This window comes from Pseudomonas faucium, assembly GCF_021602585.1.
GTDB lineage: Bacteria > Pseudomonadota > Gammaproteobacteria > Pseudomonadales > Pseudomonadaceae > Aquipseudomonas > Aquipseudomonas faucium.
Map to the genome: position 1 here is coordinate 112,137 of NZ_BQIP01000008.1, position 22,912 is coordinate 135,048.

Annotated in this window: 30 protein-coding genes; 18 read left to right on the top strand and 12 right to left on the bottom strand. The window is 63.9% G+C overall.

Annotated features, from left to right (window positions below; all coding sequences use genetic code 11):
- The first annotated feature begins 3 nt into the window (after positions 1-3).
- The 3 genes from L6D75_RS11660 to L6D75_RS11670 are packed head-to-tail and all read left to right on the top strand — an operon-like array spanning position 4 to position 1,983.
- Positions 4-465, top strand: a complete 462-nt coding sequence (locus L6D75_RS11660; protein WP_176514562.1) for a hypothetical protein — start codon at positions 4-6, stop codon at positions 463-465.
- Position 466: 1 nt separating this feature from the next.
- Positions 467-1,078 (top strand): superoxide dismutase, encoded by a 612-nt coding sequence (locus L6D75_RS11665; protein WP_176514564.1) that lies wholly within the window; start codon positions 467-469, stop codon positions 1,076-1,078.
- Between the two features lie 11 nt (positions 1,079-1,089).
- Positions 1,090-1,983, top strand: a complete 894-nt coding sequence (locus L6D75_RS11670) for a ZIP family metal transporter (RefSeq protein ID WP_176514748.1) — start codon at positions 1,090-1,092, stop codon at positions 1,981-1,983.
- Positions 1,984-2,025: 42 nt separating this feature from the next.
- On the opposite strand, the gene L6D75_RS11675 is transcribed toward L6D75_RS11670, so the two are convergent.
- The 10 genes from L6D75_RS11675 to L6D75_RS11720 all read right to left on the bottom strand — a co-directional run bounded on the left by L6D75_RS11675 (position 2,026) and on the right by L6D75_RS11720 (position 9,041).
- Positions 2,026-2,298: an HPr family phosphocarrier protein gene (locus L6D75_RS11675; protein ID WP_176514566.1), complete on the bottom strand. Its 273-nt coding sequence runs from the start codon at positions 2,296-2,298 to the stop codon at positions 2,026-2,028.
- A 20-nt stretch (positions 2,299-2,318) separates the two neighbouring features.
- Positions 2,319-3,173: an RNase adapter RapZ gene (gene rapZ / locus L6D75_RS11680; RefSeq protein ID WP_176514569.1), complete on the bottom strand. Its 855-nt coding sequence runs from the start codon at positions 3,171-3,173 to the stop codon at positions 2,319-2,321.
- 2 nt (positions 3,174-3,175) lie between these two features.
- The gene (ptsN, locus tag L6D75_RS11685; protein ID WP_176514571.1) at positions 3,176-3,643 is read right to left on the bottom strand and encodes a PTS IIA-like nitrogen regulatory protein PtsN; all 468 of its coding nucleotides are present in this window, start codon (positions 3,641-3,643) and stop codon (positions 3,176-3,178) included.
- A 12-nt stretch (positions 3,644-3,655) separates the two neighbouring features.
- Complete coding sequence (gene hpf, locus L6D75_RS11690) at positions 3,656-3,964, bottom strand: ribosome hibernation-promoting factor, HPF/YfiA family (protein WP_176514573.1); 309 nt, start codon at positions 3,962-3,964, stop codon at positions 3,656-3,658.
- A 78-nt stretch (positions 3,965-4,042) separates the two neighbouring features.
- The gene (locus L6D75_RS11695; protein WP_176514575.1) at positions 4,043-5,536 is read right to left on the bottom strand and encodes an RNA polymerase factor sigma-54; all 1,494 of its coding nucleotides are present in this window, start codon (positions 5,534-5,536) and stop codon (positions 4,043-4,045) included.
- A 173-nt stretch (positions 5,537-5,709) separates the two neighbouring features.
- On the bottom strand, positions 5,710-6,435 hold the full coding sequence (gene lptB / locus L6D75_RS11700; RefSeq protein ID WP_176514577.1) for an LPS export ABC transporter ATP-binding protein: 726 nt from the start codon (positions 6,433-6,435) through the stop codon (positions 5,710-5,712).
- Complete coding sequence (gene lptA, locus L6D75_RS11705; protein WP_176514579.1) at positions 6,436-6,960, bottom strand: lipopolysaccharide transport periplasmic protein LptA; 525 nt, start codon at positions 6,958-6,960, stop codon at positions 6,436-6,438. It lies immediately after the preceding gene.
- Positions 6,947-7,519 carry an LPS export ABC transporter periplasmic protein LptC gene (lptC, locus tag L6D75_RS11710; RefSeq protein ID WP_176514581.1) on the bottom strand — a complete coding sequence of 191 codons (573 nt, stop codon included), beginning with the start codon at positions 7,517-7,519 and terminating at the stop codon, positions 6,947-6,949. The genes lptA and lptC overlap by 14 nt, the downstream gene beginning before the upstream one ends.
- Positions 7,520-7,527: 8 nt before the next feature.
- Positions 7,528-8,052 carry a KdsC family phosphatase gene (locus L6D75_RS11715; RefSeq protein ID WP_176514583.1) on the bottom strand — a complete coding sequence of 175 codons (525 nt, stop codon included), beginning with the start codon at positions 8,050-8,052 and terminating at the stop codon, positions 7,528-7,530.
- 14 nt (positions 8,053-8,066) lie between these two features.
- The gene (locus L6D75_RS11720; protein ID WP_176514585.1) at positions 8,067-9,041 is read right to left on the bottom strand and encodes a KpsF/GutQ family sugar-phosphate isomerase; all 975 of its coding nucleotides are present in this window, start codon (positions 9,039-9,041) and stop codon (positions 8,067-8,069) included.
- Positions 9,042-9,289: 248 nt separating this feature from the next.
- On the opposite strand from L6D75_RS11720, the gene L6D75_RS11725 reads away from it, so the two are divergent.
- The 14 genes from L6D75_RS11725 (at position 9,290) to L6D75_RS11790 (ending at position 20,234) form a co-directional block, all read left to right on the top strand.
- A complete protein-coding gene (locus L6D75_RS11725) occupies positions 9,290-10,099 on the top strand; it encodes an ATP-binding cassette domain-containing protein (RefSeq protein ID WP_043213285.1) in 810 nt (269 codons plus the stop codon).
- Positions 10,099-10,896, top strand: a complete 798-nt coding sequence (mlaE, locus tag L6D75_RS11730; protein ID WP_176514587.1) for a lipid asymmetry maintenance ABC transporter permease subunit MlaE — start codon at positions 10,099-10,101, stop codon at positions 10,894-10,896. The genes L6D75_RS11725 and mlaE overlap by 1 nt, the downstream gene beginning before the upstream one ends.
- On the top strand, positions 10,896-11,381 hold the full coding sequence (gene mlaD, locus L6D75_RS11735; protein WP_176514589.1) for an outer membrane lipid asymmetry maintenance protein MlaD: 486 nt from the start codon (positions 10,896-10,898) through the stop codon (positions 11,379-11,381). The genes mlaE and mlaD overlap by 1 nt, the downstream gene beginning before the upstream one ends.
- Before the next feature lie 9 nt (positions 11,382-11,390).
- Positions 11,391-12,038 (top strand): MlaC/ttg2D family ABC transporter substrate-binding protein, encoded by a 648-nt coding sequence (locus L6D75_RS11740; RefSeq protein WP_176514591.1) that lies wholly within the window; start codon positions 11,391-11,393, stop codon positions 12,036-12,038.
- Positions 12,035-12,337: an STAS domain-containing protein gene (locus L6D75_RS11745; RefSeq protein ID WP_176514593.1), complete on the top strand. Its 303-nt coding sequence runs from the start codon at positions 12,035-12,037 to the stop codon at positions 12,335-12,337. The genes L6D75_RS11740 and L6D75_RS11745 overlap by 4 nt, the downstream gene beginning before the upstream one ends.
- A 118-nt stretch (positions 12,338-12,455) precedes the next feature.
- Positions 12,456-12,695, top strand: coding sequence for a BolA family protein (locus L6D75_RS11750; protein ID WP_003255121.1), 240 nt, complete (start codon positions 12,456-12,458; stop codon positions 12,693-12,695).
- A 23-nt stretch (positions 12,696-12,718) separates the two neighbouring features.
- Positions 12,719-13,984: a UDP-N-acetylglucosamine 1-carboxyvinyltransferase gene (gene murA / locus L6D75_RS11755; RefSeq protein ID WP_176514595.1), complete on the top strand. Its 1,266-nt coding sequence runs from the start codon at positions 12,719-12,721 to the stop codon at positions 13,982-13,984.
- 124 nt (positions 13,985-14,108) lie between these two features.
- On the top strand, positions 14,109-14,744 hold the full coding sequence (gene hisG / locus L6D75_RS11760) for an ATP phosphoribosyltransferase (protein ID WP_012316063.1): 636 nt from the start codon (positions 14,109-14,111) through the stop codon (positions 14,742-14,744).
- A 134-nt stretch (positions 14,745-14,878) separates the two neighbouring features.
- A complete protein-coding gene (gene hisD, locus L6D75_RS11765; RefSeq protein ID WP_176514597.1) occupies positions 14,879-16,204 on the top strand; it encodes a histidinol dehydrogenase in 1,326 nt (441 codons plus the stop codon).
- Positions 16,205-16,206: 2 nt separating this feature from the next.
- Entirely contained in the window at positions 16,207-17,253 is a 1,047-nt protein-coding gene (gene hisC / locus L6D75_RS11770) for a histidinol-phosphate transaminase (RefSeq protein ID WP_176514599.1), read from the top strand.
- A gap of 105 nt (positions 17,254-17,358) precedes the next feature.
- On the top strand, positions 17,359-18,009 hold the full coding sequence (locus L6D75_RS11775) for a FadR/GntR family transcriptional regulator (protein ID WP_176514601.1): 651 nt from the start codon (positions 17,359-17,361) through the stop codon (positions 18,007-18,009).
- Between the two features lie 13 nt (positions 18,010-18,022).
- The gene (locus L6D75_RS11780; RefSeq protein ID WP_176514603.1) at positions 18,023-19,288 is read left to right on the top strand and encodes a CynX/NimT family MFS transporter; all 1,266 of its coding nucleotides are present in this window, start codon (positions 18,023-18,025) and stop codon (positions 19,286-19,288) included.
- Positions 19,289-19,437: 149 nt separating this feature from the next.
- The gene (locus L6D75_RS11785; RefSeq protein WP_176514605.1) at positions 19,438-19,908 is read left to right on the top strand and encodes a nuclear transport factor 2 family protein; all 471 of its coding nucleotides are present in this window, start codon (positions 19,438-19,440) and stop codon (positions 19,906-19,908) included.
- Between the two features lie 17 nt (positions 19,909-19,925).
- Complete coding sequence (locus L6D75_RS11790; protein ID WP_176514607.1) at positions 19,926-20,234, top strand: GIY-YIG nuclease family protein; 309 nt, start codon at positions 19,926-19,928, stop codon at positions 20,232-20,234.
- On the opposite strand, the gene yejK is transcribed toward L6D75_RS11790, so the two are convergent.
- Positions 20,215-21,222, bottom strand: a complete 1,008-nt coding sequence (gene yejK / locus L6D75_RS11795) for a nucleoid-associated protein YejK (RefSeq protein WP_176514609.1) — start codon at positions 21,220-21,222, stop codon at positions 20,215-20,217. The two genes, L6D75_RS11790 and yejK, sit on opposite strands and share 20 nt — an antisense overlap.
- Before the next feature lie 393 nt (positions 21,223-21,615).
- Between yejK and L6D75_RS11800 the strand changes: the two genes are divergently transcribed.
- Positions 21,616-21,897: an HU family DNA-binding protein gene (locus L6D75_RS11800; RefSeq protein ID WP_027920195.1), complete on the top strand. Its 282-nt coding sequence runs from the start codon at positions 21,616-21,618 to the stop codon at positions 21,895-21,897.
- 50 nt (positions 21,898-21,947) lie between these two features.
- Here L6D75_RS11800 and rlmF read toward each other — a convergent pair whose 3' ends face one another.
- Entirely contained in the window at positions 21,948-22,898 is a 951-nt protein-coding gene (rlmF, locus tag L6D75_RS11805) for a 23S rRNA (adenine(1618)-N(6))-methyltransferase RlmF (RefSeq protein ID WP_176514612.1), read from the bottom strand.
- Positions 22,899-22,912: the final 14 nt, after the last annotated feature.

The window sequence follows — 22,912 nt, forward strand, 5'->3', positions numbered from 1 at the left end:
GCCATGCAGCACTGGAAACGCACCACACAAGCCGCCAATCGCCTGTTCGAACAGGGCGAGCTGGTGGATGCGCGGGAACTCTACCTGCAAGCCCTGGCCCTGGCCCAGGTGCTGTTCGAGCGCTGGCATGACGTCGACGAAGCGGTGGCGGCATTCGTCATCGCCCACCACAACCTGGCCGACCTGCACCTGCGCCTGAACCAGCCCCACGAAAGCGCGGACTACCTGTGCGCTGCCCATCAGCGCCTGCTGCAGGCCAGCCAGGACGCGCGCCTGGCGCAGGCGCTGCGGGATGCCGCGCTGCGCCACAGCGGACGCACCTACACCGAGTTGCTGAGTTTCATCGCCGAGTACGGCCAGTACCCGCGTACCGAGCGCCTGCTCAATCGCCACGCGCCGGGGGCCAGTGAACTGGCCGCCCAGGCGCATGTGGCACCCCGACCCTCTGTCTACGGAATCCATTGACATGCCCCATACCTTGCCTGCGTTGCCCTATGCCTACAACGCGCTGGAACCGCACATCGATACCCAGACCATGGAGATCCACCACACCAAGCATCACCAGACCTACGTCAACGGCCTGAACGCGGCCGTGGAAGGCACCGAATGGGCCGAGTGGCCGGTTGAAAAGCTGGTCGGGGCGGTCAAGCAGTTGCCGGAAAACCTGCGCGGCGCGGTCACCAACCATGGTGGCGGCCATGCCAACCACTCGCTGTTCTGGATCATCATGTCGCCCCAGGGCGGCGGCCAGCCGCAAGGGCAGGTGGCCAAGGCCATCGACGCCGAACTCGGTGGCTTCGAGGCCTTCAAGGAGGCGTTCACCAAGGCTGCGCTGACGCGCTTCGGCAGTGGCTGGGCGTGGCTGAGTGTCACCCCGCAAAAGGCGCTGGTGGTGGAAAGCAGCGGCAACCAGGACAGCCCGTTGATGCACGGCAACACACCGATTCTCGGCCTGGATGTCTGGGAACATGCCTACTACCTGAAGTACCAGAACCGTCGTCCGGAATACATCGGTGCCTTCTACAACGTCATCGATTGGGCGCAGGTGGAACGTCGTTACCTTGAAGCATTGAAGTGAGCCGAACCGGTATGCGCGCGGAGGTGATGTCTGTCGGGAGTGTGCGCCTGTTTCGCCTGGCCATAGGCACGCTGCTGCTGTTGGTCGGCACGGCCTTGCTGGTGGCGCGGGGCATTGCCTGGCTGGACCTGGACCCACGCATGCTGCGCGCCCTGGAAGGGGGCGCGGTATGTGCGCTGGGCACGGCGCTGGGTGCGGTACCGGTGTTGGTGATTCGCAACATGCCGGTGGCCCTGGCTGACACCTTGCTGGGCTTCGGCGCCGGGGTGATGCTGGCGGCCACTGCGTTTTCCCTGATCATCCCGGGGCTCGAGGCTGCCCAGTCCATCGGTTTCAGCCCGTGGGGCGCGGGTGGGCTGATCAGCTTCGGCTTGCTGTTCGGGGCGTTGTGCCTGTTCGTGGTCGACCTGAAGGTGTCCGGTGCATCGCCCGAGGCGTTGGTCGGCACCGCGCAGCAACCGGTGATCGCGGCGCGGATCTGGATGTTCGTGATTGCCATCATTGCCCATAACATTCCCGAAGGCATGGCCATCGGCGTTTCCGCAGGGGGCGGCATGGCCGATGCCGACAGCCTGGCGATGGGCATTGCCCTGCAGGATGTGCCCGAGGGCCTGGTGATTGCGCTGGTGCTGGCGGGGGCGGGGATGCCGCGGTTCAAGGCGTTTCTGATCGGCGCTGCTTCAGGGCTGGTGGAGCCGCTGGCGGCGGTGCTTTGCGCCTGGCTGGTGAATGTCGCCGAATTGCTGCTGCCACTGGGCCTGGCCTGTGCGGCGGGGGCGATGCTGCTGGTGGTCACCCAGGAGATCATTCCCGAGTCTCGCAGCAATGGGCATCACCGGTTGGCCAGCCTGGGGCTGTGCGTCGGCTTTTGCCTGATGATGGTGATGGATACCGCGATGTCTTGAGTGGGCTGCGCCGGCCTTGATGCCGGCGCGGTTCGAGGCGGCTTACTCGCCTTCGTCGAAGTAGTTGTTGATCAACGCCACCAGTGCATCCAGCGCTTCACTGTCCTGCTCACCTTCGGTGTGCAGGTGCACCTGGGTGCCTTTGCCTGCCGCGAGCATCATCACGGCCATGATGCTCTTGCCGTCCACCAGCTTGTCGGGTGCGCGCCCCACCCGCACCTGGCAAGGGAAGCGCCCGGCCACGCCAACGAACTTGGCGGCCGCTCGGGCGTGCAGCCCCAGCTTGTTGATGATGGTGATTTCGCGGGCGGGCATCGTGGGGCGGATCCTGTGGGCTAGAGGTCGCGGTGGCGGACCTGGACGTTTTTCAGGGACTGTTGCAACAGCTGGCCTAGGCGTTCGGTGATGTAGACCGAGCGGTGATGACCGCCGGTGCAGCCGATGGCGATGGTGACATAGGCGCGGTTGCTGGCGGCAAAGCGCGGCAGCCATTTGAGCAGGTAGCTGGAAATGTCGTTGAACATTTCTTCCACGTCCGGCTGGGCGGCAAGGTAATCCATGACCGGCTGTTCGAGCCCGGAATGCTCGCGCAGCTCGGGCTTCCAGTACGGGTTGGGCAGGCAGCGCACGTCGAATACCAGGTCGGCATCGACCGGCATGCCGCGCTTGAAGCCGAACGACTCGACCAGAAATGCAGTGCCAGGCTCGGGTTGATTGAGCAGGCGCAGCTTGATCGTGTCGCGCAGCTGATAGAGGTTGAGGCTGGTGGTGTCGATCTTGAGGTCGGCAAGGTCGGCGATCGGCCCCAGCAACTCGCTTTCCACACGGATAGCCTCGGCCAGCGAACGGTCGGCGTTGGTCAGCGGGTGGCGACGGCGGGTTTCGGAGAAGCGCTTGAGCAGCGTCTCTTCGTCGGCATCGAGGAACAGCACATCACACTTGATGTGGCGGCCGCGGGCTTCGGCAAGCAGTTCGGGGAAGCGTGACAGGTGGCTTGGCAGGTTGCGTGCATCGATCGAGACAGCGACTTTGGGCTGCAACAGCTCGGTGTTGATCAGCGCGTTCTCCGCCAGCTGCGGCAGCAGGCCGGCTGGCAGGTTGTCGATGACGTAATAGCCGTTGTCTTCCAGCACATCGAGGGCGGTACTCTTGCCGGAGCCGGACCGGCCGCTGACGATGATCAGGCGCATGTTCAGTGCTCGTTCTGTGCGTCCAGGACAACCTGGTACAGGGCCTCGCTGCTGTGTGCAGCACGCAGGCGCTCGCGAACATCCTTGCGATCGAGCATGCTGGCAATCTGGCGCAGCAGTTCCAGATGGGCATCGGTGGCGGCCTCTGGCACCAGCAGGACGAACAGCAAGTCCACGGGCGCACCGTCGATGGCGTCGAAATCGATGGGGGCAGCTAGGTGGAGCAGGGCGCTGACCGGGGTTTCGCAGCCCTTGAGCCGGCAGTGCGGAATGGCTATGCCATTGCCGAAACCGGTGGAGCCCAGTTTTTCGCGAGCAATCAGCTTCTCGAAGAGATCTTGCTCATCAAGCTCGGGGACTTCGCGGTGGACCGCAGTGGCGATGGTTTCCAGCGCGCGTTTTTTGCTGCTGACGCCCGGCACGTTCACCAGGGAACGGCCGGGGGTCAGGATGGTTTCAAGTCGGATCATGGATGAGGGGGATCAGCGGGCGGCTTGACCTTGCAGCAAGCTCTGCTGTTTTTCCTTGTGTTTTTTCAGTTGGCGGTCGAGCTTGTCGGCCAAGGCGTCGATCGCTGCATACATGTCTTCGTGTTCCGCGTTGGCAACCACTTCGCCGCCGGGAATCTGCACGGTCGCTTCGACCTTCTGCAGCAGCTTCTCGACCTTCATGATGACCTGCACGTTGGTGATCTTGTCGAAGTGACTCTCCACCCGGGCTAGCTTTTCAAGCACGTAATCGCGCAGCGGCTGGGTGACTTCTACATGCTGTCCACTGATATTGACTTGCATACAGCTTCTCCTTTGTTGCCCGTGCATAAAGAGGCAGGTATTGCACCTGCCCCACAAACGCTGTGGCACACCCAGGGGCTACATCAGTCGCTTGCGCTCGCTCGACGGTGCGATGCCGAGGGACTCGCGGTACTTGGCGACGGTGCGACGGGCTACCTGGATGCCTTGTGCCTCCAGTAAACCAGCGATCTTGCTGTCACTCAATGGCTTTTTCTGATTTTCCGCCGCAACCAGTTTCTTGATGATCGCGCGGATCGCCGTGGACGAGCATTCTCCACCTTCGGCGGTGCTGACGTGGCTGGAGAAAAAGTACTTCAGTTCGTAGATGCCGCGGGGGGTGTGCATGTACTTCTGCGTGGTCACCCGCGAAATGGTGGACTCGTGCATGCCGACCGCTTCGGCGATATCGTGCAGCACCAGCGGTTTCATCGCCTCGTCGCCGTGGTCGAGGAAGCCGCGCTGATGCTCGACGATCTGCGTGGCCACCTTCATCAGCGTTTCATTGCGGCTCTGCAGGCTCTTGATGAACCAGCGCGCCTCTTGCAGCTGGTTGCGCATGAAGGTGTTGTCGGCGCTGGTGTCGGCGCGGCGCACGAAGCCTGCGTACTGGGGGTTGACCCGCAGGCGCGGGATCGCTTCCTGGTTCAGCTCGACCAGCCAGCGTTCGCTGTCCTTGCGCACGATCACGTCCGGCACCACGTATTCCGGCTCGCTCGATTCGATCTGCGAACCCGGGCGCGGGTTGAGGCTCTGTACCAGTTCGATGACCTGGCGCAGCTCGTCTTCCTTGAGCTTCATGCGGCGCATCAGCTGGCTGTAGTCGCGGCTGCCGAGCAGGTCGATGAAGTCGCTGACCAGGCGCTGGGCCTCGCTCATCCACGGCGTGCTGGCAGGCAGCTGGCGCAGCTGCAGCAGCAGGCACTCACCCAGGTTGCGCGCGCCGACCCCGGCGGGCTCGAACTGCTGGATGCGGTGCAGCACCGCCTCGACTTCGTCGAGCTCGATATCCAGCTCCGGGTCGAAGCCTGCGCAAATCTCTTCGAGGGTGTCTTCGAGGTAGCCCTGGCCGTTGATGCTGTCGATCAGGGTCACGGCGATCAGCCGGTCGGTGTCGGACATCGGCGCCAGGTTCAATTGCCACAGCAGGTGGCTTTGCAGGCTCTCGCCGGCCGATGTGCGGGTGGTGAAGTCCCACTCGTCGTCATCGTTGCTCGGCAGGCTGCTGGCGCTGGTCTGGTAGATGTCTTCCCAGGCCGTGTCGACCGGGAGCTCGTTGGGGATTCGCTCGTTCCACTCACCGTCTTCCAGGGTTTCGGCACTGCTGGTGCTTTCCTGGAAGCTGTTGTCCTGGGCTTCGGCAACCGGCTTGTTCTCGGCGTTGTCGGCCATCGGGTCGCTGTTGTCGAAGTCGTCGCCGTCTTCCTGACGTTCGAGCATCGGATTGGACTCCAGCGCTTCCTGGATTTCCTGCTGCAGGTCCAGGGTGGAAAGCTGAAGTAGGCGAATGGCCTGTTGCAACTGCGGGGTCATCGTCAGTTGCTGGCCCATTTTTAGGACGAGCGATGGTTTCATGGCAGGGGCTAAATACCTTGTTCGCCGGCGCGCATGCGCCATCCACTACACGAGGGCGCCGGAGCGCCAAATTCAAGCAAGTTTTATGCCTTAAATTGTAGCGTTTGCCTAGAGCACTGTAACAACTTAAGCCCCGTCAAGGACCAATTGCAGTGCTCCAGGCATACCTTGGCTCAGAGGCGGAACTCGTGGCCCAGGTACACTTCCTTGACCAGGTCGTTGGCCAGGATGGTTTCGGCATCGCCCTCGGCGATCAGCTGGCCATCGTTGACGATGTACGCGGTTTCGCAGATATCCAGGGTTTCACGCACGTTGTGGTCGGTGATCAGCACACCGATGCCCTTGGCCTTGAGGTGGTGGATGATCTGCTTGATGTCGCCCACGGAGATCGGGTCGACGCCGGCAAAGGGTTCGTCCAGCAGGATGAACTTGGGCGCTGTCGCCAGTGCGCGGGCAATCTCGACTCGGCGGCGTTCGCCACCGGAGAGGCTCATGCCGAGGTTGTCGCGGATGTGGCTGATGTGGAATTCCTGCAGCAGGCTTTCCAGTTCCTTGCGCCGGCCCTCGCGGTCGAGTTCCTTGCGCGTCTCGAGAATCGCCATGATGTTGTCGGCCACCGACAGCTTGCGGAAGATCGAGGCTTCCTGCGGCAGGTAGCCGATGCCGGCGCGGGCGCGGCCGTGCATGGGCTGGTGGCTGACATCGAGGCTGTCGATCAGCACCCGGCCCTGGTCGGCCTGGACCAGGCCGACGATCATGTAGAAGCAGGTGGTCTTGCCGGCGCCGTTGGGGCCGAGCAGGCCGACGATCTGCCCGCTGTCGATCGACAGGCTGACGTCGCGTACGACTTGCCGCCCTTTGTAGCTCTTGGCCAGGTGCTGGGCTTTGAGGGTTGCCATTTACTCGGCCTTCTTCTTCGGCTGGATCACCATGTCGATGCGCTGACGTGGTGCAGTGACGTTGCCGCCACGACCGGCGGTCGCCACCTGGGACTTGGTGTTGTAGACGATCTTCTCGCCTTCGGTGGTGTTGCCTTCGTTCTCGACCTTGGCGCGGTCGGTGAGAATCACCGTGTCTTTCTGCGCCTGGTACTGGATGGTGATCGCCCAGCCTTTCATCTTGTCGGGCTTGGCGGTGCTCTGCTGCTGCTCGAAATAGGCCAGGTTGCCCACCGAGGTGACCACGTCGATGTCGCCGTTGGCGGCGCGGGTCATGGTCACGGTGTTGCCTTTGATCATCATGGAGCCTTGGGTGATGATCACGTCACCGGTGTAGGTGGCCACGCCTTGCTTGTCGTCCAGGTGAGCGTTGTCGGCCTGGATGCGGATCGGCTGGTCACGGTCGGTCGGCAGGGCGAAGGCGCTCGCGCTTCCCAGTGCTGCGCTCAGGCTGAGCAAAAGGGGGAGGGTTTTAACGAGCCTCATACTGTCCTCTTACGTTAGAAAGCAGGTCCATCCTGCCTTCTTTCAAATACGCTTTCATTCCCTTGCCCGTGGTCGTGCCACCGGCGCCGTCGATTCTAACGGCTTGCTCGGTCTGCGCATATTGCTTCTGTGGGAATACGGTCATGCGCGAGCTGGTAATGATGGTTTCGCGCTGTTTTTCATCGGTGCGGGCCACGCGCACCTGGTCGATCAGTTCGACTTCGCTGCCGTCGGGGCTGACTTCGGCGCGAACGCTCTGCACGTGCCAGGGGTATTCGGTGCCCCGGTACATGTGCAGGTCCGGTGTGGTCACCAGTGTGACCTCGCTGGCCTTGAGGTGTTCGACCTTGTCGGCGGTCATTTCGTACTGCAGCTTGCCATCGGGTAGAAATTGCAGGCTGTGGGCGTTGGTCGCGTAGTAGTCGATGGCGCTTTCGTCGACCTCTGCCACCGGCTTGTCGAGGAAGCTCTCCGGGCTGACATTCCAGTAGCCGATCGCCACCAGCAGGGCGGCGATCAGCGCGAGCAGCACAATGTTGCGGGCTTTCTTGCTGAACATGGTCGGCCTTAAAGGTAATGGGCGTTGGCAGCGTCCAGGGTACCCTGGGCCTGCATGATCAGTTCGCAGAACTCGCGGGCGGCGCCTTCGCCACCGCGCGCCTGGGTCACGCCGTGGGCGTGCTGGCGAACAAATGGCGCGGCGTTGGCCACCGCCATGCCCAGGCCCACCCGGCGAATCACCGGCAGGTCGGGCAGGTCGTCGCCCAGATAGGCGACCTGTTCATAGCTTAGGCCCAGTTCGGCGAGCAGGCCGTCGAGCACCACCATTTTGTCCTCGCGGCCCTGGAACAGGTGTGGGATGCCGAGGTTCTTCGCCCGGCGCTCGACCACCGGGGTCTTGCGCCCGCTGATGATCGCGGTGGTCACGCCCGAGGCCATGAGCATCTTGATGCCGTGGCCGTCGAGGGTGTTGAAGGTCTTGAACTCGCTGCCGTCCTCGAGAAAGTACAGGCGCCCGTCGGTGAGCACGCCGTCGACATCGAAAACCGCGAGTTTGATGGCTTTGCCGCGTTGCAGCAGATCCTGGGTCATTTGCAGGGTTCTCCTTACATCACGCCGGCGCGCAGCAGGTCGTGCATGTTCAAGGCGCCGGTCGGGTGGTCGTGCTTGTCCACCACCACCAGGGCGCTGATCTTGTGGTCTTCCATGATCTTCAGCGCTTCGGCCGCGAGCATGTCGGCGCGGGCAGTCTTGCCGTGCACGGTCATTACCTGGTCAATCAGGGTGGTGTGCACATCGATGCTGCGGTCCAGGCTGCGGCGCAGGTCGCCGTCGGTGAAGATCCCGGCCAGCTTGCCGTCCTTCTCCAGCACCACGGTCATGCCCAGGCCCTTGCGGGACATTTCCAGCAGCGCGTCCTTGAGCAGCGTGCCGCGTTGCACCTTTGGCAGTTCGTCGCCAGCGTGCATCACGTTCTCGACCTTGAGCAGCAGGCGCCGGCCCAGGGCGCCGCCGGGGTGCGAGAAGGCGAAATCCTCGGCGGTGAAGCCGCGTGCCTCGAGCAGGGCGATGGCCAGCGCGTCGCCCAGCACCAGCGAGGCGGTGGTCGAAGACGTCGGTGCCAGGTTCAGCGGGCAGGCTTCCTGGGCGACCCGGGCGTCGAGGTTGACCTCGGCGGCCTGGGCCAGGGGCGAATCGGGGTTGCCGGTGAGGCTGATGAGCTGGATGCCGAGGCGCTTGATCAGCGGCAGCAGGGTGACGATCTCCGCGGTGCTGCCCGAGTTGGACAGGGCGAGAATGACGTCGTCGCGGGTGATCATGCCCATGTCGCCGTGGCTGGCTTCGGCCGGGTGCACGAAGAACGCCGGCGTGCCGGTGCTGGCCAGGGTCGCGGCGATCTTGTTGCCGATGTGCCCGGACTTGCCCATGCCCACGACCACGACGCGGCCTTTGCTTGCCAGGATCAGCTCGCACGCCTTGACGAAATTGGCGTCGATGCGGGCCATCAGGCCCTCGACGGCCTCGAGTTCAAGGCGCAGGGTACGCTGGGCGGATTGGATCAGCTCGCTGGATTGGCTCATGTGTGGAAAACGATGTCTGATGAAAAGGCGGCGATTATAGCCGCAATGGAAGAAAGCCTCATCCTTTCGATTGCTGTAACAAATGTCACCAAAGTCTGTCATTGGCCTGAACGACACGTTCCATGGCCTTGGGGACGCACTGTGAGCGGTGCTATAGTTCGCCGCTATTCGGCCCGTCAGGGGCGCGTGTGCCTTCATGAAGGGGGCCGGCGTCCATTAGGACGAGGCTGCACTAGCAAGGAGTCTAGATGAGTGTGGATAGCGCCTACGCGGTCGAGTTGAAGGGAGTCACCTTCAAGCGCGGTTCGCGCAGCATTTTCAGCAATGTCGACATACGCATCCCGCGTGGCAAGGTCACCGGCATCATGGGGCCGTCGGGTTGCGGCAAGACGACATTGCTGCGTTTGATGGGGGCACAGCTGCGCCCGTCCAGCGGCGAAGTATGGGTGGCCGGGCAGAACCTGCCGAGCTTGTCGCGCAGCGATTTGTTCGACGCGCGCAAGCAGATGGGCGTGCTGTTCCAGAGTGGCGCGCTGTTCACCGACCTCGATGTGTTCGAGAACGTCGCCTTCCCGCTGCGGGTGCATACCCAGCTTTCGGACGAGATGATCCGCGACATCGTGCTGATGAAGCTGCAGGCCGTGGGCCTGCGCGGCGCCATCGACCTGATGCCCGATGAGCTGTCCGGTGGCATGAAGCGCCGCGTGGCGCTGGCCAGGGCGATCGCCCTGGACCCGCAGATCCTCATGTACGACGAACCGTTCGTCGGCCAGGACCCGATCGCCATGGGCGTGCTGGTGCGTCTGATCCGTCTGCTCAACGATGCCCTGGGCATCACCAGCATCGTGGTCTCCCACGACCTGGCGGAAACCGCCAGCATCGCCGACTACATCTACGTGGTCGGTGATGGCCAGGTGCTGGGCCAAGGCACCCCCGACGAGCTGATGGGCTCGGACAATCCGCGCATTCGCCAGTTCATGAAAGGCGACCCGGACGGCCCGGTGCCATTCCACTTCCCTGCGCCTGACTACCGCGCCGATCTGCTGGGGGCGCGTTGATGCGTAGAAAATCCCTACTCGAACGTATCCGCCTGCTCGGCCGCTCGGCCATCGACGTGCTGGCAGTGCTCGGGCGTTCCTGCCTGTTCCTGTTCCATGCGCTGGTCGGCCGCGGCGGCATCGGTGGCGGCTTCCAGCTGCTGACCAAGCAGCTGTACTCGGTGGGCGTGCTGTCGCTGGCAATCGTCGCCGTGTCCGGTGTGTTCATCGGCATGGTGCTGGCCCTGCAGGGCTACAGCATCCTGACCAAGTACGGTTCCGAGCAGGCGGTCGGCCAGATGGTCGCCCTGACCCTGCTGCGCGAGCTGGGGCCGGTGGTGACCGCGCTGCTGTTCGCCGGGCGTGCCGGTTCCGCCTTGACCGCCGAGATCGGCAACATGAAATCGACCGAGCAGCTGTCGAGCCTCGAGATGATCGGCGTCGACCCGCTCAAGTACATCATCGCCCCACGCCTGTGGGCCGGTTTCATTTCCCTGCCGTTGCTGGCGCTGATCTTCAGCGTGGTCGGCATCTGGGGCGGCTCGTGGGTCGCGGTGGACTGGCTGGGTGTGTACGAAGGCTCGTTCTGGGCCAACATGCAGAACAGCGTTTCCTTCACCGACGATGTGCTCAACGGCTTGATCAAGAGCCTGGTATTCGCCTTCGTCACGACCTGGATCGCCGTATTCCAGGGGTATGACTGTGAGCCCACCTCAGAGGGGATCAGCCGTGCCACCACCAAGACCGTGGTCTATGCCTCATTGGCAGTACTGGGTCTGGACTTTATTCTGACCGCCTTGATGTTTGGAGATTTCTGATGCAAAACCGCACCCTGGAAATCGGTGTCGGCCTGTTCCTCCTGGCCGGGATCCTGGCGCTGCTGCTGCTGGCCCTGCGTGTCAGCGGGCTGTCGGCCAGCCCGAGCAGCGATACCTACAAAGTTTATGCTTACTTCGACAATATCGCCGGTTTGACGGTCAGAGCTAAAGTGACCATGGCCGGCGTGACGATCGGCAAGGTCACCGCCATCGATCTGGACCGTGATTCCTACACCGGTCGGGTGACGCTGCAGCTGGACAAGTCGGTGGACAACTTGCCGACCGACTCCACTGCCTCGATCCTGACCGCCGGCTTGCTTGGCGAGAAGTACATCGGCATCAGCGTGGGCGGCGAAGAAGAGGTGCTCAAGGACGGTGCAACCATCCATGACACCCAGTCTGCCCTGGTGCTGGAAGATCTGATTGGCAAGTTCCTGCTCAACACCGTTGGCAAGGAACCGAAAGAAGCGCAACCGGCTAATTAAGGAGTTTCCATGATTTCGATCTTGCGACGTGGCCTGCTGGTCCTGCTGGCGGCCTTCCCCCTGCTGACCCTGGCAGCGCAATCGCCCCATGACGTGGTGCAGAGCACTACCAACGAGCTGCTCGGGGATCTGAAGGCCAACAAGGAACAGTACAAGAGCAACCCGCAGGCATTCTACGATGCGCTCAACCGCATCCTCGGCCCGGTGGTCGATGCCGACGGCATTTCCAAGAGCATCATGACCGTCAAGTATTCGCGCAAGGCCACGCCCGCGCAGATGCAGCGCTTCCAGGAAAACTTCAAGCGCAGCCTGATGCAGTTCTATGGCAACGCCCTGCTCGAGTACAACAACCAGGGCATCGTCGTCGATCCGGCCAAGGCCGATGATGGCAAGCGCGCCAGCGTCGGCATGAAGGTCACCGGCAACAACGGTGCCGTCTACCCGGTGCAGTACACCCTGGAGAACCTCGGTGGCGAGTGGAAGGTGCGTAACGTGATCGTCAACGGCATCAACATCGGCAAGCTGTTCCGCGACCAGTTCGCCGACGCCATGCAGCGCAATGGCAACGACCTGGACAAGACCATCGACGGCTGGGCCGGCGAAGTGGCCAAGGCCAAGCAGGCTGCCGACAACTCTCCCGAGAAGGAAGTGAAATGAGCGAGGCCGGTGTAAGCATGGCCGAGCCGGGCGTGCTGCGCCTGGCCGGCGTGCTGGACTACCGCAGCGGCCCGGCCTTGCGCAAGCAGGGCAGGGCGTTGATCGCCGCGGCCCGCGAAACGCAGCTGGTGCTCGATTGCTCGTCGGTCGAGAAGTCGTCCAGCGTTGGCCTTTCGCTGCTGCTGGCGTTCATCCGTGACGCCCAGGCGGCAGGCAAGGTCTGCGAAGTGCGCGGCATGCCGGACGACATGCGGGAAATTGCCGGGGTCTATGACCTCGATGAAGTACTGGCGAGCTGATGGCTCGTCACTGATGGAGGCCCCTCGGTCAGTGCGCCCACTCGGTGGGCTTCGCAGGCGAGGGGCTTTTTTGTATGATGGCCGACCCGTGCGCATCGGGCGCCGATTGAGGTTGAGCATGCAGGCCGTAGAAGTTAAGAGCTTCCTTGAAGAAAAATTGCCGGGATCCCGGGTCGAAGTTGAAGGCGAAGGCTGCAACTTCCAGTTGAACGTGATCAGCGATGAACTGGCTGGCCTGAGCCCGGTCAAGCGCCAGCAGGCAATCTATGCTCACCTGAATCCCTGGATCGCCAATGGCAGCATCCATGCGGTAACCATGAAATTTTTCAGCAGCGCAGCCTGGGCTGAGCGCACCTGAGCCAACTTGGCGGCGAGACTCCAATGGACAAACTGATTATTACTGGCGGCGCTCGCCTCGACGGCGAGATCCGCATTTCGGGCGCGAAGAACGCGGCCCTGCCGATTCTGGCGGCGACCCTGCTGGCCGATGGCCCGGTCACCGTGGGCAACCTGCCACACCTGCACGACATCACCACCATGATCGAGCTATTCGGGCGCATGGGCATCGAGCCTGTGATCGACGAGAAGCTGGCGGTGGAGATCGACCCGCGCACCATCAAGACCCTGGTCGCCCCCTACGAGCTGGTCAAGACCATGCGCGCCTCGATCCTGGTGCTCGGCCCCATGGTCGCGCGCTTCGGCAAGGCCGAAGTGGCCCTGCCAGGCGGCTGTGCCATCGGTTCGCGTCCGGTCGACCTGCACATCCGCGGCCTCGAGGCCATGGGTGCGCAAATCGAAGTGGAAGGCGGCTACATCAAGGCCCAGGCGCCTGAAGGCGGCCTGCGTGGCGCGCAGTTCTTCTTCGATACCGTCAGCGTCACCGGTACCGAGAACATCATGATGGCCGCTGCCCTGGCCAAGGGCCGCAGCGTGCTGCAGAACGCCGCGCGCGAGCCGGAAGTGGTCGACCTGGCCAACTTCCTGATCGCCATGGGCGCCAGGGTCCAGGGCGCTGGCACCGACACCATCACCATCGATGGCGTCGAGCGCCTGCACTCGGCCAACTACCGCGTCATGCCGGACCGTATCGAGACCGGTACCTACCTGGTTGCCGCTGCCGTGACCGGTGGCCGCGTCAAGGTCAAGGACACCGACCCGACCATCCTTGAAGCGGTGCTGGAAAAGCTCAAGGAAGCCGGTGCCGACGTCACCACCGGTGAAGACTGGATCGAGCTGGACATGCACGGCAAGCGGCCCAAGGCCGTCAACCTGCGCACCGCCCCGTACCCGGCCTTCCCGACCGACATGCAGGCGCAGTTCATCTCGCTCAACGCCATTGCCGAAGGCACTGGCGCTGTCATCGAGACGATCTTCGAAAACCGCTTCATGCACGTGTACGAAATGCACCGCATGGGCGCGCAGATCCAGGTCGAAGGCAATACCGCCATCGTTACCGGCGTGCCGTCCCTCAAGGGCGCCCCGGTCATGGCCACCGACCTGCGGGCTTCGGCCAGCCTGGTGCTGTCGGCCCTGGTCGCCGATGGCGATACCCTGATCGACCGCATCTACCACATCGACCGTGGTTACGAGTGCATCGAAGAAAAACTGCAGATGCTGGGCGCGAAGATCCGTCGCGTACCGGGCTAGTCATCTGCCTGGGAGCGGGCTGTGGCACCGGTTTTTCCGGTGCCGCGGCCCGCTTCCACACACGAATTGTATGCGGTCGGGCCCAGGCCCGGCCGGCAGTAGCCGCTTAAGGACCGACGTTCCAATGTTGACCATCGCGCTTTCCAAAGGCCGCATCCTCGACGATACCCTGCCGTTGCTGGCCGAGGCCGGTATCGTGCCGACCGAGAATCCGGACAAGAGCCGCAAGCTGATCATCCCCACCACGCAGGACGACGTGCGCCTGCTGATCGTGCGTGCCACCGACGTGCCGACCTATGTCGAGCATGGTGCCGCCGACCTGGGCGTGGCAGGCAAGGACGTGCTGATGGAGTACGGCGGCCAGGGCCTGTATGAGCCGCTGGACCTGCAGATCGCCCGCTGCAAGTTGATGACCGCCGGCGTGGTCGGTGCACCGGAGCCCAAGGGGCGCCTGCGCGTGGCCACCAAGTTCGTCAACGTTGCCAAGCGTTACTACGCCGAGCAGGGCCGCCAGGTCGACATCATCAAGCTGTACGGCTCGATGGAACTGGCCCCGCTAATCAACCTCGCCGACAAGATCATCGACGTGGTCGACACCGGCAATACCCTGCGTGCCAACGGCCTTGAGCCCCAGGACCTGATCGCCACGATCAGCTCGCGCCTGGTGGTCAACAAGGCATCGATGAAGATGCAGCACGCCCGCATCCAGAGCCTGATCGACACCCTTCGCCAGGCGGTCGAGTCGCGACACCGCGGCTAACTCACTACCTTCTGTGCGCGGCTTTCGCAGCCGCGCCCGTCTGTCCGCGTCACAGCCACTTTTCTCGGGTGCCCGCGCGGATCGACTGGTAGCCTAGGGCGCCTGAGCATTCGCTAATAATCGAGGCCCTCGCCATGACCGTGTCCACTGCAATTGCCCGTCTCAACGCTGCTGACCCGGATTTCGCCCGACATCTGGATCATCTGCTGAGCTGGGAAAGTGTGTCCGATGACGCGGTCAATCAGCGCGTGCTCGACATCATCAAGGCCGTGCGCGAGCGTGGCGATGCGGCGCTGGTGGAATTCACCCAGCGTTTCGATGGCGTCGATGCCAAGACCATCGACGACCTGATCCTGGGCCGCGAGCGCCTGGAACTGGCCCTGACCCGCATCACCCCGACCCAGCGTGAAGCCCTGGAAAAAGCCGCCAACCGCGTGCGCATCTACCACGAGCGGCAGAAGCAGGATTCCTGGCAGTACACCGAGGCCGACGGCACCGTGCTGGGGCAGAAGGTCACCCCGCTGGACCGCGCGGGCCTGTACGTGCCGGGCGGCAAGGCGTCGTACCCTTCGTCGGTGCTGATGAACGCCATTCCGGCCAAGGTCGCGGGTGTCACCGAGGTGGTGATGGTGGTGCCGACCCCGCGTGGCGAGGTCAACGAGCTGGTGCTGGCTGCCGCCTGCATCGCCGGCGTCGACCGGGTGTTCACCGTGGGCGGTGCCCAGGCGGTCGCGGCGCTGGCCTACGGCACCGAGAGCGTGCCGCAGGTGGACAAGATCGTCGGCCCCGGCAACATCTACGTGGCCACCGCCAAGCGCCACGTGTTCGGCCAGGTCGGCATCGACATGATCGCCGGCCCTTCGGAAATCCTCGTGGTGTGCGACGGCCAGACCGACCCGGACTGGATCGCCATGGACCTGTTCTCCCAGGCCGAGCACGATGAAGACGCCCAGGCCATCCTGGTCAGCCCCGATGCCGACTTCCTCGACCGCGTTGCCGCCAGCATCGACAAGCTGCTGCCAACCATGGAGCGCGCCGAGATCATCGAGAAATCCATCAACGGCCGTGGTGCGCTGATCCAGGTGCGTGACATGCAGCAGGCCATGGAAGTGGCCAACCGCATCGCTCCCGAGCACTTGGAGCTGTCGGTCGCCGACCCGCAGGCCTGGCTGCCGCAGATCCGCCACGCCGGCGCGATCTTCATGGGCCGCCACACCAGCGAGGCGCTGGGCGACTACTGTGCAGGCCCCAACCACGTGCTGCCGACCTCCGGCACCGCGCGGTTCTCGTCGCCGCTGGGCGTGTATGACTTCCAGAAGCGGTCGTCGATCATCTTCTGCTCCGAAGCAGGTGCCTCCGAGCTCGGCCACACCGCCTCGGTGCTGGCCCGTGGCGAATCGCTGACGGCCCACGCCCGCAGCGCCGAATTCCGTATCCTGACCCAAGGCAAGGGGAACTGAACATGAGTCGATTCTGGAGCCCCTTCGTCAAGGACCTGGTGCCTTACGTGCCGGGCGAGCAGCCGAAGTTGGCGCGGCTGGTCAAGCTGAACACCAACGAGAACCCCTATGGCCCGTCGCCCAAGGCGCTGGAAGCCATGCGCGGTGAGCTCAACGACAACCTGCGCCTGTACCCGGACCCGAACAGCGACCGGCTCAAGCAGGCGGTGGCCGAGTACTACGCTGTAACCCCCGCCCAGGTATTTGTCGGCAACGGCTCGGACGAGGTGCTGGCGCACATCTTCCACGGCCTGTTCCAGCACGGCGGCCCGCTGCTGTTCCCGGATGTCAGCTACAGCTTCTACCCGGTGTACTGCGGCCTGTACGGCATCCCGTTCGAACAGGTGCCGCTGGACGAGCAGTTCCAGATCCGCGTGCAGGACTACAGCAAGCCCAACGCCGGCATCATCTTCCCCAACCCCAACGCGCCGACCGGCTGCCTGTTGCCGCTGCAGGCGATCGAGCAGATGCTGCAGGCCAACCCGGGCTCGGTGGTGGTGGTGGACGAGGCCTACATCGACTTTGGCGGCGAAACGGCGATCAGCCTGGTAGGGCGTTACGACAACCTGCTGGTGACCCAGACCCTGTCCAAATCGCGCTCGCTGGCCGGTTTGCGCGTCGGCTTGGCAGTCGGCCACCCGGACCTGATCGAGGCGCTGGAGCGGATCAAGAACAGCTTCAACTCCTACCCGCTGGACCGCATGGCGATCGTCGGCGCAGCTGCAGCCTTCGAAGACCAGGCGTACTTCGCGGACACCTGCCGCAAGGTGATCGAGAGCCGCGAGGCCCTGGTCGAACAGCTCGTCGCCAAGGGGTTCGAGGTGTTGCCATCGGCCGCCAACTTCATCTTCGCCCGCCACCCGCAGCAAGATGCCGCTCAACTGGCGGCGCGCCTGCGTGAGCAAGGGGTGATCGTGCGTCACTTCAAGCAGCAGCGCATCGCCCAGTTCCTGCGTATCACCATTGGTACGCCAGAGATGAACCAGGCACTGATCGACGCCTTGGGTTGATCGAGGTCGGGGCCGCTTTGCGGCCCCGATGCTTTCCAGTTCTGTTGCCTGGTATTCGGGGTTGCAGTAAGCTCCGAAAATTCATCGGATGATTGGTTGAGTATCATGAGCAGCGAATTGCCAAGGCGTTCCTTGGTCGAGCTCGCCGTGGAACGTATGCGCGAGCGCATTCTTCAGGGCGACTGGCAAGTGGGTGAACGCCTGCCCACCGAGCCGGTGCTGGCCGTGGAAATGGGCATCAGCCGCAATACCGTGCGCGAAGCCATGCGGGTATTGGCATTCAGCGGCCTGGTGGAAATCCGCCAGGGCGACGGCAGTTACCTGCGCACCTGCCAGGACCCGCTGCAGGCGGTGCTGGCAATGTCGCGCTGCACGCCGGAGCAGGCACGGGAGACCCGGCACATCCTCGAAAGCGAGGCCATCGGCCTGGCGGCGCTGCGGCGCACCGAAGCAGACCTGCAGGGCCTGCGCGAAGCGCTGCAGGCCAGCGCGGGGCACTTTCATGGCGATATCAATGCCTACGTCAGCTGCGACCTGGTGTTTCACCAGCGCCTGATCGATGCCGCGCACAACCCGGCCTTGAGCGAGCTGTACCGGTATTTCTCCGGTGTAGTGGGGGCGGCGCTGCAGCACAACATGACCACCGTGCCACGCTGCCAGGCGACCTTCGACCTGCACGGGCAGATCCTCGCCGCCATCGAACAACGCGATGCGCAGCAGGCCAAGCGCCTGAGCCGCACCCTCATCGAATCCTGACCACGAGAAGCCCATGGCTGAACCAATGACCCGCGAGCGCGAGCTCGATGAACTGCTGATCGATGCCGAAGCCGACGACGCGCAGGTACAGCAACAGCCTGTGGTGCTGCAGCGGCCGTGGTTGCTGCTGCTGGGGCTGGTGCTGGTGGCGCTGAACCTGCGCCCCGCGCTGTCGAGCATGGCCCCGGTGCTTGGCCAGGTGTCCGAAGGCCTGGGCCTGAATGCATCGCAAGCCGGCCTGCTGACCACGCTGCCTGTACTGTGCCTGGGGCTTTTCGCGCCACTGGCGCCGATCCTGGCGCGGCGCTTTGGCAGCGAGCGGGTGATCCTCGGCATCCTGCTGACTCTGGCGCTGGGCATCCTGGTGCGCAGTGCGCTGGGGGCGGTCGGGGTGTTCGTGGGCAGCCTGCTGGCGGGCGCCAGCATCGGCATCATCGGGGTGTTGCTGCCGGGTATCGTCAAGCGTGATTTCCCGCAGCATGCCGGGACCTTGACCGGCGTCTACACCATGGCCCTGTGCTTGGGCGCCGCCATGGCGGCAGGGGCCACGGTGCCGCTGAGCCAGCACTTCGACGGCAGCTGGGCCTTGGGCCTGGGCTTCTGGATGATCCCGGCGCTGCTGGCGATGCTGGTCTGGTTGCCCCAGGCGCGCCAGGGCCACGGCCTGCACAAGGTGGCCTACCGGGTGCGCGGGCTGTGGCGTGACCCGTTGGCCTGGCAGGTCACCCTGTACATGGGCTTGCAGTCCTCGCTGGCGTACATCGTGTTCGGCTGGTTGCCGTCCATTCTGATCGGCCGTGGCTTGAGCCCGACCGAGGCTGGGCTGGTGCTGTCCGGCTCGGTGATCGTGCAGTTGATCAGCTCGCTCGGTGCACCCTGGCTGGCGACCCGGGGCAAGGACCAGCGCCTGGCCATCGTGATCGTGATGCTGGTGACCCTGGCGGGCCTGTTCGGTTGCCTGTATGCCCCCATCGACGGGCTCTGGGGCTGGGCCGTGCTGCTCGGGCTGGGGCAGGGCGGCACCTTCGCCCTGGCGCTGACGCTGATCGTGCTGCGCTCGAAGGACGCCCACGTGGCGGCCAACCTGTCGAGCATGGCCCAAGGGGTGGGCTATACGCTGGCGTCCATGGGGCCGTTCGCGGTGGGCCTGGTGCACGACATCACCGGCGGCTGGGCGGCCGTGGGCTGGATCTTCGCCGTGCAGGGTATCGGCGCCATCGTGTTCGGGCTTGGGGCCGGGCGGGCGCTGCACGTGCAGGTGACCAGCGAGAAGCTCTGAGCATTCACTGGCCCTATCGCCGGCAAGCCGGCTCCCACAGGTACAGCGCAGGCCTTGAGGGCTGCTGGCTTGCCGATGGCGGCGGTACTGGCATACACGGGCGCGGCAGATTATCGTGCTGCTTTCGACTGCCAGGAGGGCCCCGCCCCATGAGCGACGCCAACCGTGACCTGATCACCCGCTTCTACCAGGCGTTCCAGCGCCTGGACGCCGAAGCCATGGTGGCCTGCTACAGCGACGATATCGTTTTCAGCGACCCGGTCTTCGGCACCTTGCGCGGGCATGATGCCGGCGACATGTGGCGTATGCTCACCAGCCGGGCCAAGGATTTCTCCCTGACCTTCGACCAGGTGCGTGCCGACGCCGGCAGCGGCTGCGCCCATTGGGTGGCCACCTACCTGTTCAGCCAGACCGGCCGCGTGGTCATCAACGATATCCAGGCGCGCTTCGTCATTCGCGACGGCCTGATCTGCCAGCATGACGACAGCTTCGACCTGTGGCGCTGGTCGCGGCAGGCGCTGGGCATGCCGGGTGTGCTGCTGGGTTGGACGCCGATGCTGCAGAACAAGGTGCGCCAGCAGGCGTACAAAGGGCTGCGTGCCTTCCAGCAGGCAAATTGAGCGGTTGCGAAGAAAAGATGGCGAGCGATGTATCCACGACCCCGGTCAGCAAGCCCTGGTATGTCTACCTGGTAAGGGCTGCCAATGGTTCGCTGTACTGCGGCATCAGCGATGACCCGCAGCGGCGCTTCGCCGCGCATCAGAAGGGGCAGGGCGCCCGTTACTTCAAGACCAGCCCGGCGCAGGCGCTGGTGTATGTCGAGCAATGGCCGGACAAGGGCGAGGCGCTGCGCCAGGAGCGCCTGGTAAAACGCCTGCGCAAGTCGGCCAAGGAGGCGCTGGTGGCCTCCTATGGCGGGCAGTTGCTCAGTCCTTGCGGCGCTTGAGCTGATCCACCAGCTGCGTCGGCAGCCCCTTGATGATCAGGGTGCCGGCCACCTCGTCGTATTCCACCTTGTCACCCAGCAGGTGCGCCTCGAAGCTGATCGACAGGCCTTCGGCGCGCCCGGTGAAGCGGCGGAACTGGTTCAGGGTGCGTTTGTCTGCCGGGATCTCGGGCGACAGGCCATAGTCCTTGTTGCGGATGTGGTCGTAGAACGCCTTGGGACGGTCTTCGTCGATCAGGCTCGACAGCTCTTCCAGGGTCACCGGTTCGCCCAGCTTGGTCTGGGTGGTGGCGTAGTCGACCAGGGTCTGGGTCTTTTCGCGGGCGGATTCTTCTGGCAGGTCTTCGCTTTCGACGAAGTCGCTGAAGGCCTTGAGCAGGGTGCGGGTCTCGCCCGGGCCGTCGACGCCTTCCTGGCAGCCGATGAAGTCGCGGAAATAGTCCGACACCTTCTTGCCGTTCTTGCCCTTGATGAACGAGATGTACTGCTTGGAGTTGTGGTTGTTCTTCCACTCCGACAGGTTGATGCGCGCCGCCAGGTGCAACTGGCCCAGGTCCAGGTGGCGTGACGGCGTCACATCCAGCTCGGCGTTCACCGCCACGCCTTCGCTGTGGTGCAGCAGGGCGATCGCCAGGTAGTCGGTCATGCCTTGCTGGTAATGGGCGAAGAGGATGTGGCCGCCGGTGGACAGGTTGGATTCTTCCATCAGCTTTTGCAGGTGCTCGACAGCCACCCGGCTGAAGGCGGCAAAGTCCTTTTCGTCTTCCAGGTACTGCTTGAGCCAGCCGCTGAGCGGGTAGGCGCCAGACTCGCCGTGGAAGAAGCCCCAGGCCTTGCCCTGTTTGGCGTTGTAGCTGTCGTTGAGGTCGGCCAGCAGGTTCTCGATGGCGTCCGACGCTGCAAGCTCCGTGTCCCGTGCATGGAGCACGGCGGGGCTGCCATCGGGCTTCTTGTCGATCAGGTGGACGATGCAGTGACGGATTGGCATGGAGGTCTCGGCGAGTCTGGGGCGGTCAGGGGCCGCGCTGCAAAAGTCGTCCAGTTTACCCCAGGTCACAGGCGCTGCAGTGGCCGGATGTTGGCAGAAATGCCGGTTGTTCGTTTTTTGTTCAATTTTGTGCGATTTCGGCTAAAACCCCCGAAAAACCTGCATAAAAACCACCTGGGCAGCGGATATTTCTGCATTCCTGTGGTAGCTTTGCGCGGTCTTGCGCACCTCGGGTGGCGCATTGCTGGCAGCGAGCTTACGCCGTGTCGAACCAAACGCCGATTTGCGTATCTACATTCGCGATTGGCGCGGCCCTCCAGTATTCCGGGGCTGGCCCGATAACGTCGTAGAACGCTGCATAACCACTGAATTAGATAGGGAAGGAACACCACCATGGCATTGACCAAAGACCAACTGATTGCCGACATCGCCGAAGCCATCGACGCGCCGAAAACCACCGCTCGCAACGCGCTGGAGCAACTGGGCCAGATCGTTGCCGACCAACTGGAAAACGGCGCTGAAATCACCCTGCCAGGCATTGGCAAGCTGAAAGTCTCCGAGCGTCCTGCCCGTACCGGCCGCAACCCTTCGACTGGCGCTGCCATCGAAATCGCTGCCAAGAAAGTCGTCAAGTTCGTTCCGGCCAAAGGCCTGACCGACGCCGTCAACAAGTAATTGTTGATGCGTTGACAAAACCGCGCCCGGCTTGCCCGGGCGCGGTTTTTTCATGCCTGTGATTTGCGCCGGGCGTTCCAGGCCTGGCGTGCGTCGTCGTCATGGAAGCTCCAGGCGACCATGCGGCTCTGCTTCTGCCCCTGGCCCATCTCGACGATGCGCCGCGCCTTGACGCCGGCCTTGCTCAGCGCCGCTTCGATACCCGGCAGGTTGCTGGCCTTGGACACCAGGCTGGTGAACCACAGCACCTGTTGCGCGTACTGCACGCTTTCGCCGACCAGTTGGCTGACGAAGCGAATCTCGCCGCCCTCGCACCACAGCTCGTTGTTCTGCCCGCCGAAGTTGAGCACCGGCAGCTTGCGCTTGGGGTCCTGCTTGTCCAGGTTCTTCCACTTGCGCTGGCTGCCACGGGTGGCTTCTTCGCGTGAGGCGTGGAAGGGCGGGTTGCACAGGGTCAGGTCGAAGCGCTCGTCGGCCTGCAGCAGGCCGTCGAGGATGTGCTTGCGCTGGCCTTGCAGGCGCAGGGCGATGCCCTTGTTCAGGCCGTTGGCCTGCACGATGGCCTTGGCCGAGGCCAAAGCCACGGGGTCGATGTCGCTGCCCAGGAAGCGCCAGCGGTAGTCGCTGTGGCCCAGCAGCGGGTAGATGCAGTTGGCGCCCACGCCAATGTCCAGGGCGCGCACCTGGGCGCCCCTGGGCACTTCGCCGGCGTTGTCCTCGGCCAACAGGTCGGCGGCCACATGGATGTAGTCGGCGCGGCCGGGTATTGGCGGGCACAGGTAGTCGGCAGGGATGTCCCAGTGCTGGATGCCGTACTGGGCCTTGAGCAAGGCGCGGTTGAACACCCGCACGGCTTCGGGGTTGGCGAAGTCGATGCTGGGTTTGCCGTGGGGGTTGGTGAGGGTGAAGCGGGCCAGGTCCGGGTGGGCCTTGATCAGGCTGGGGAAGTCGTAGCGGCCCTGGTGGCGGTTGCGCGGGTGCAGGGTGGGTTTCTCGGTCATGCTGAGGTCCTGAA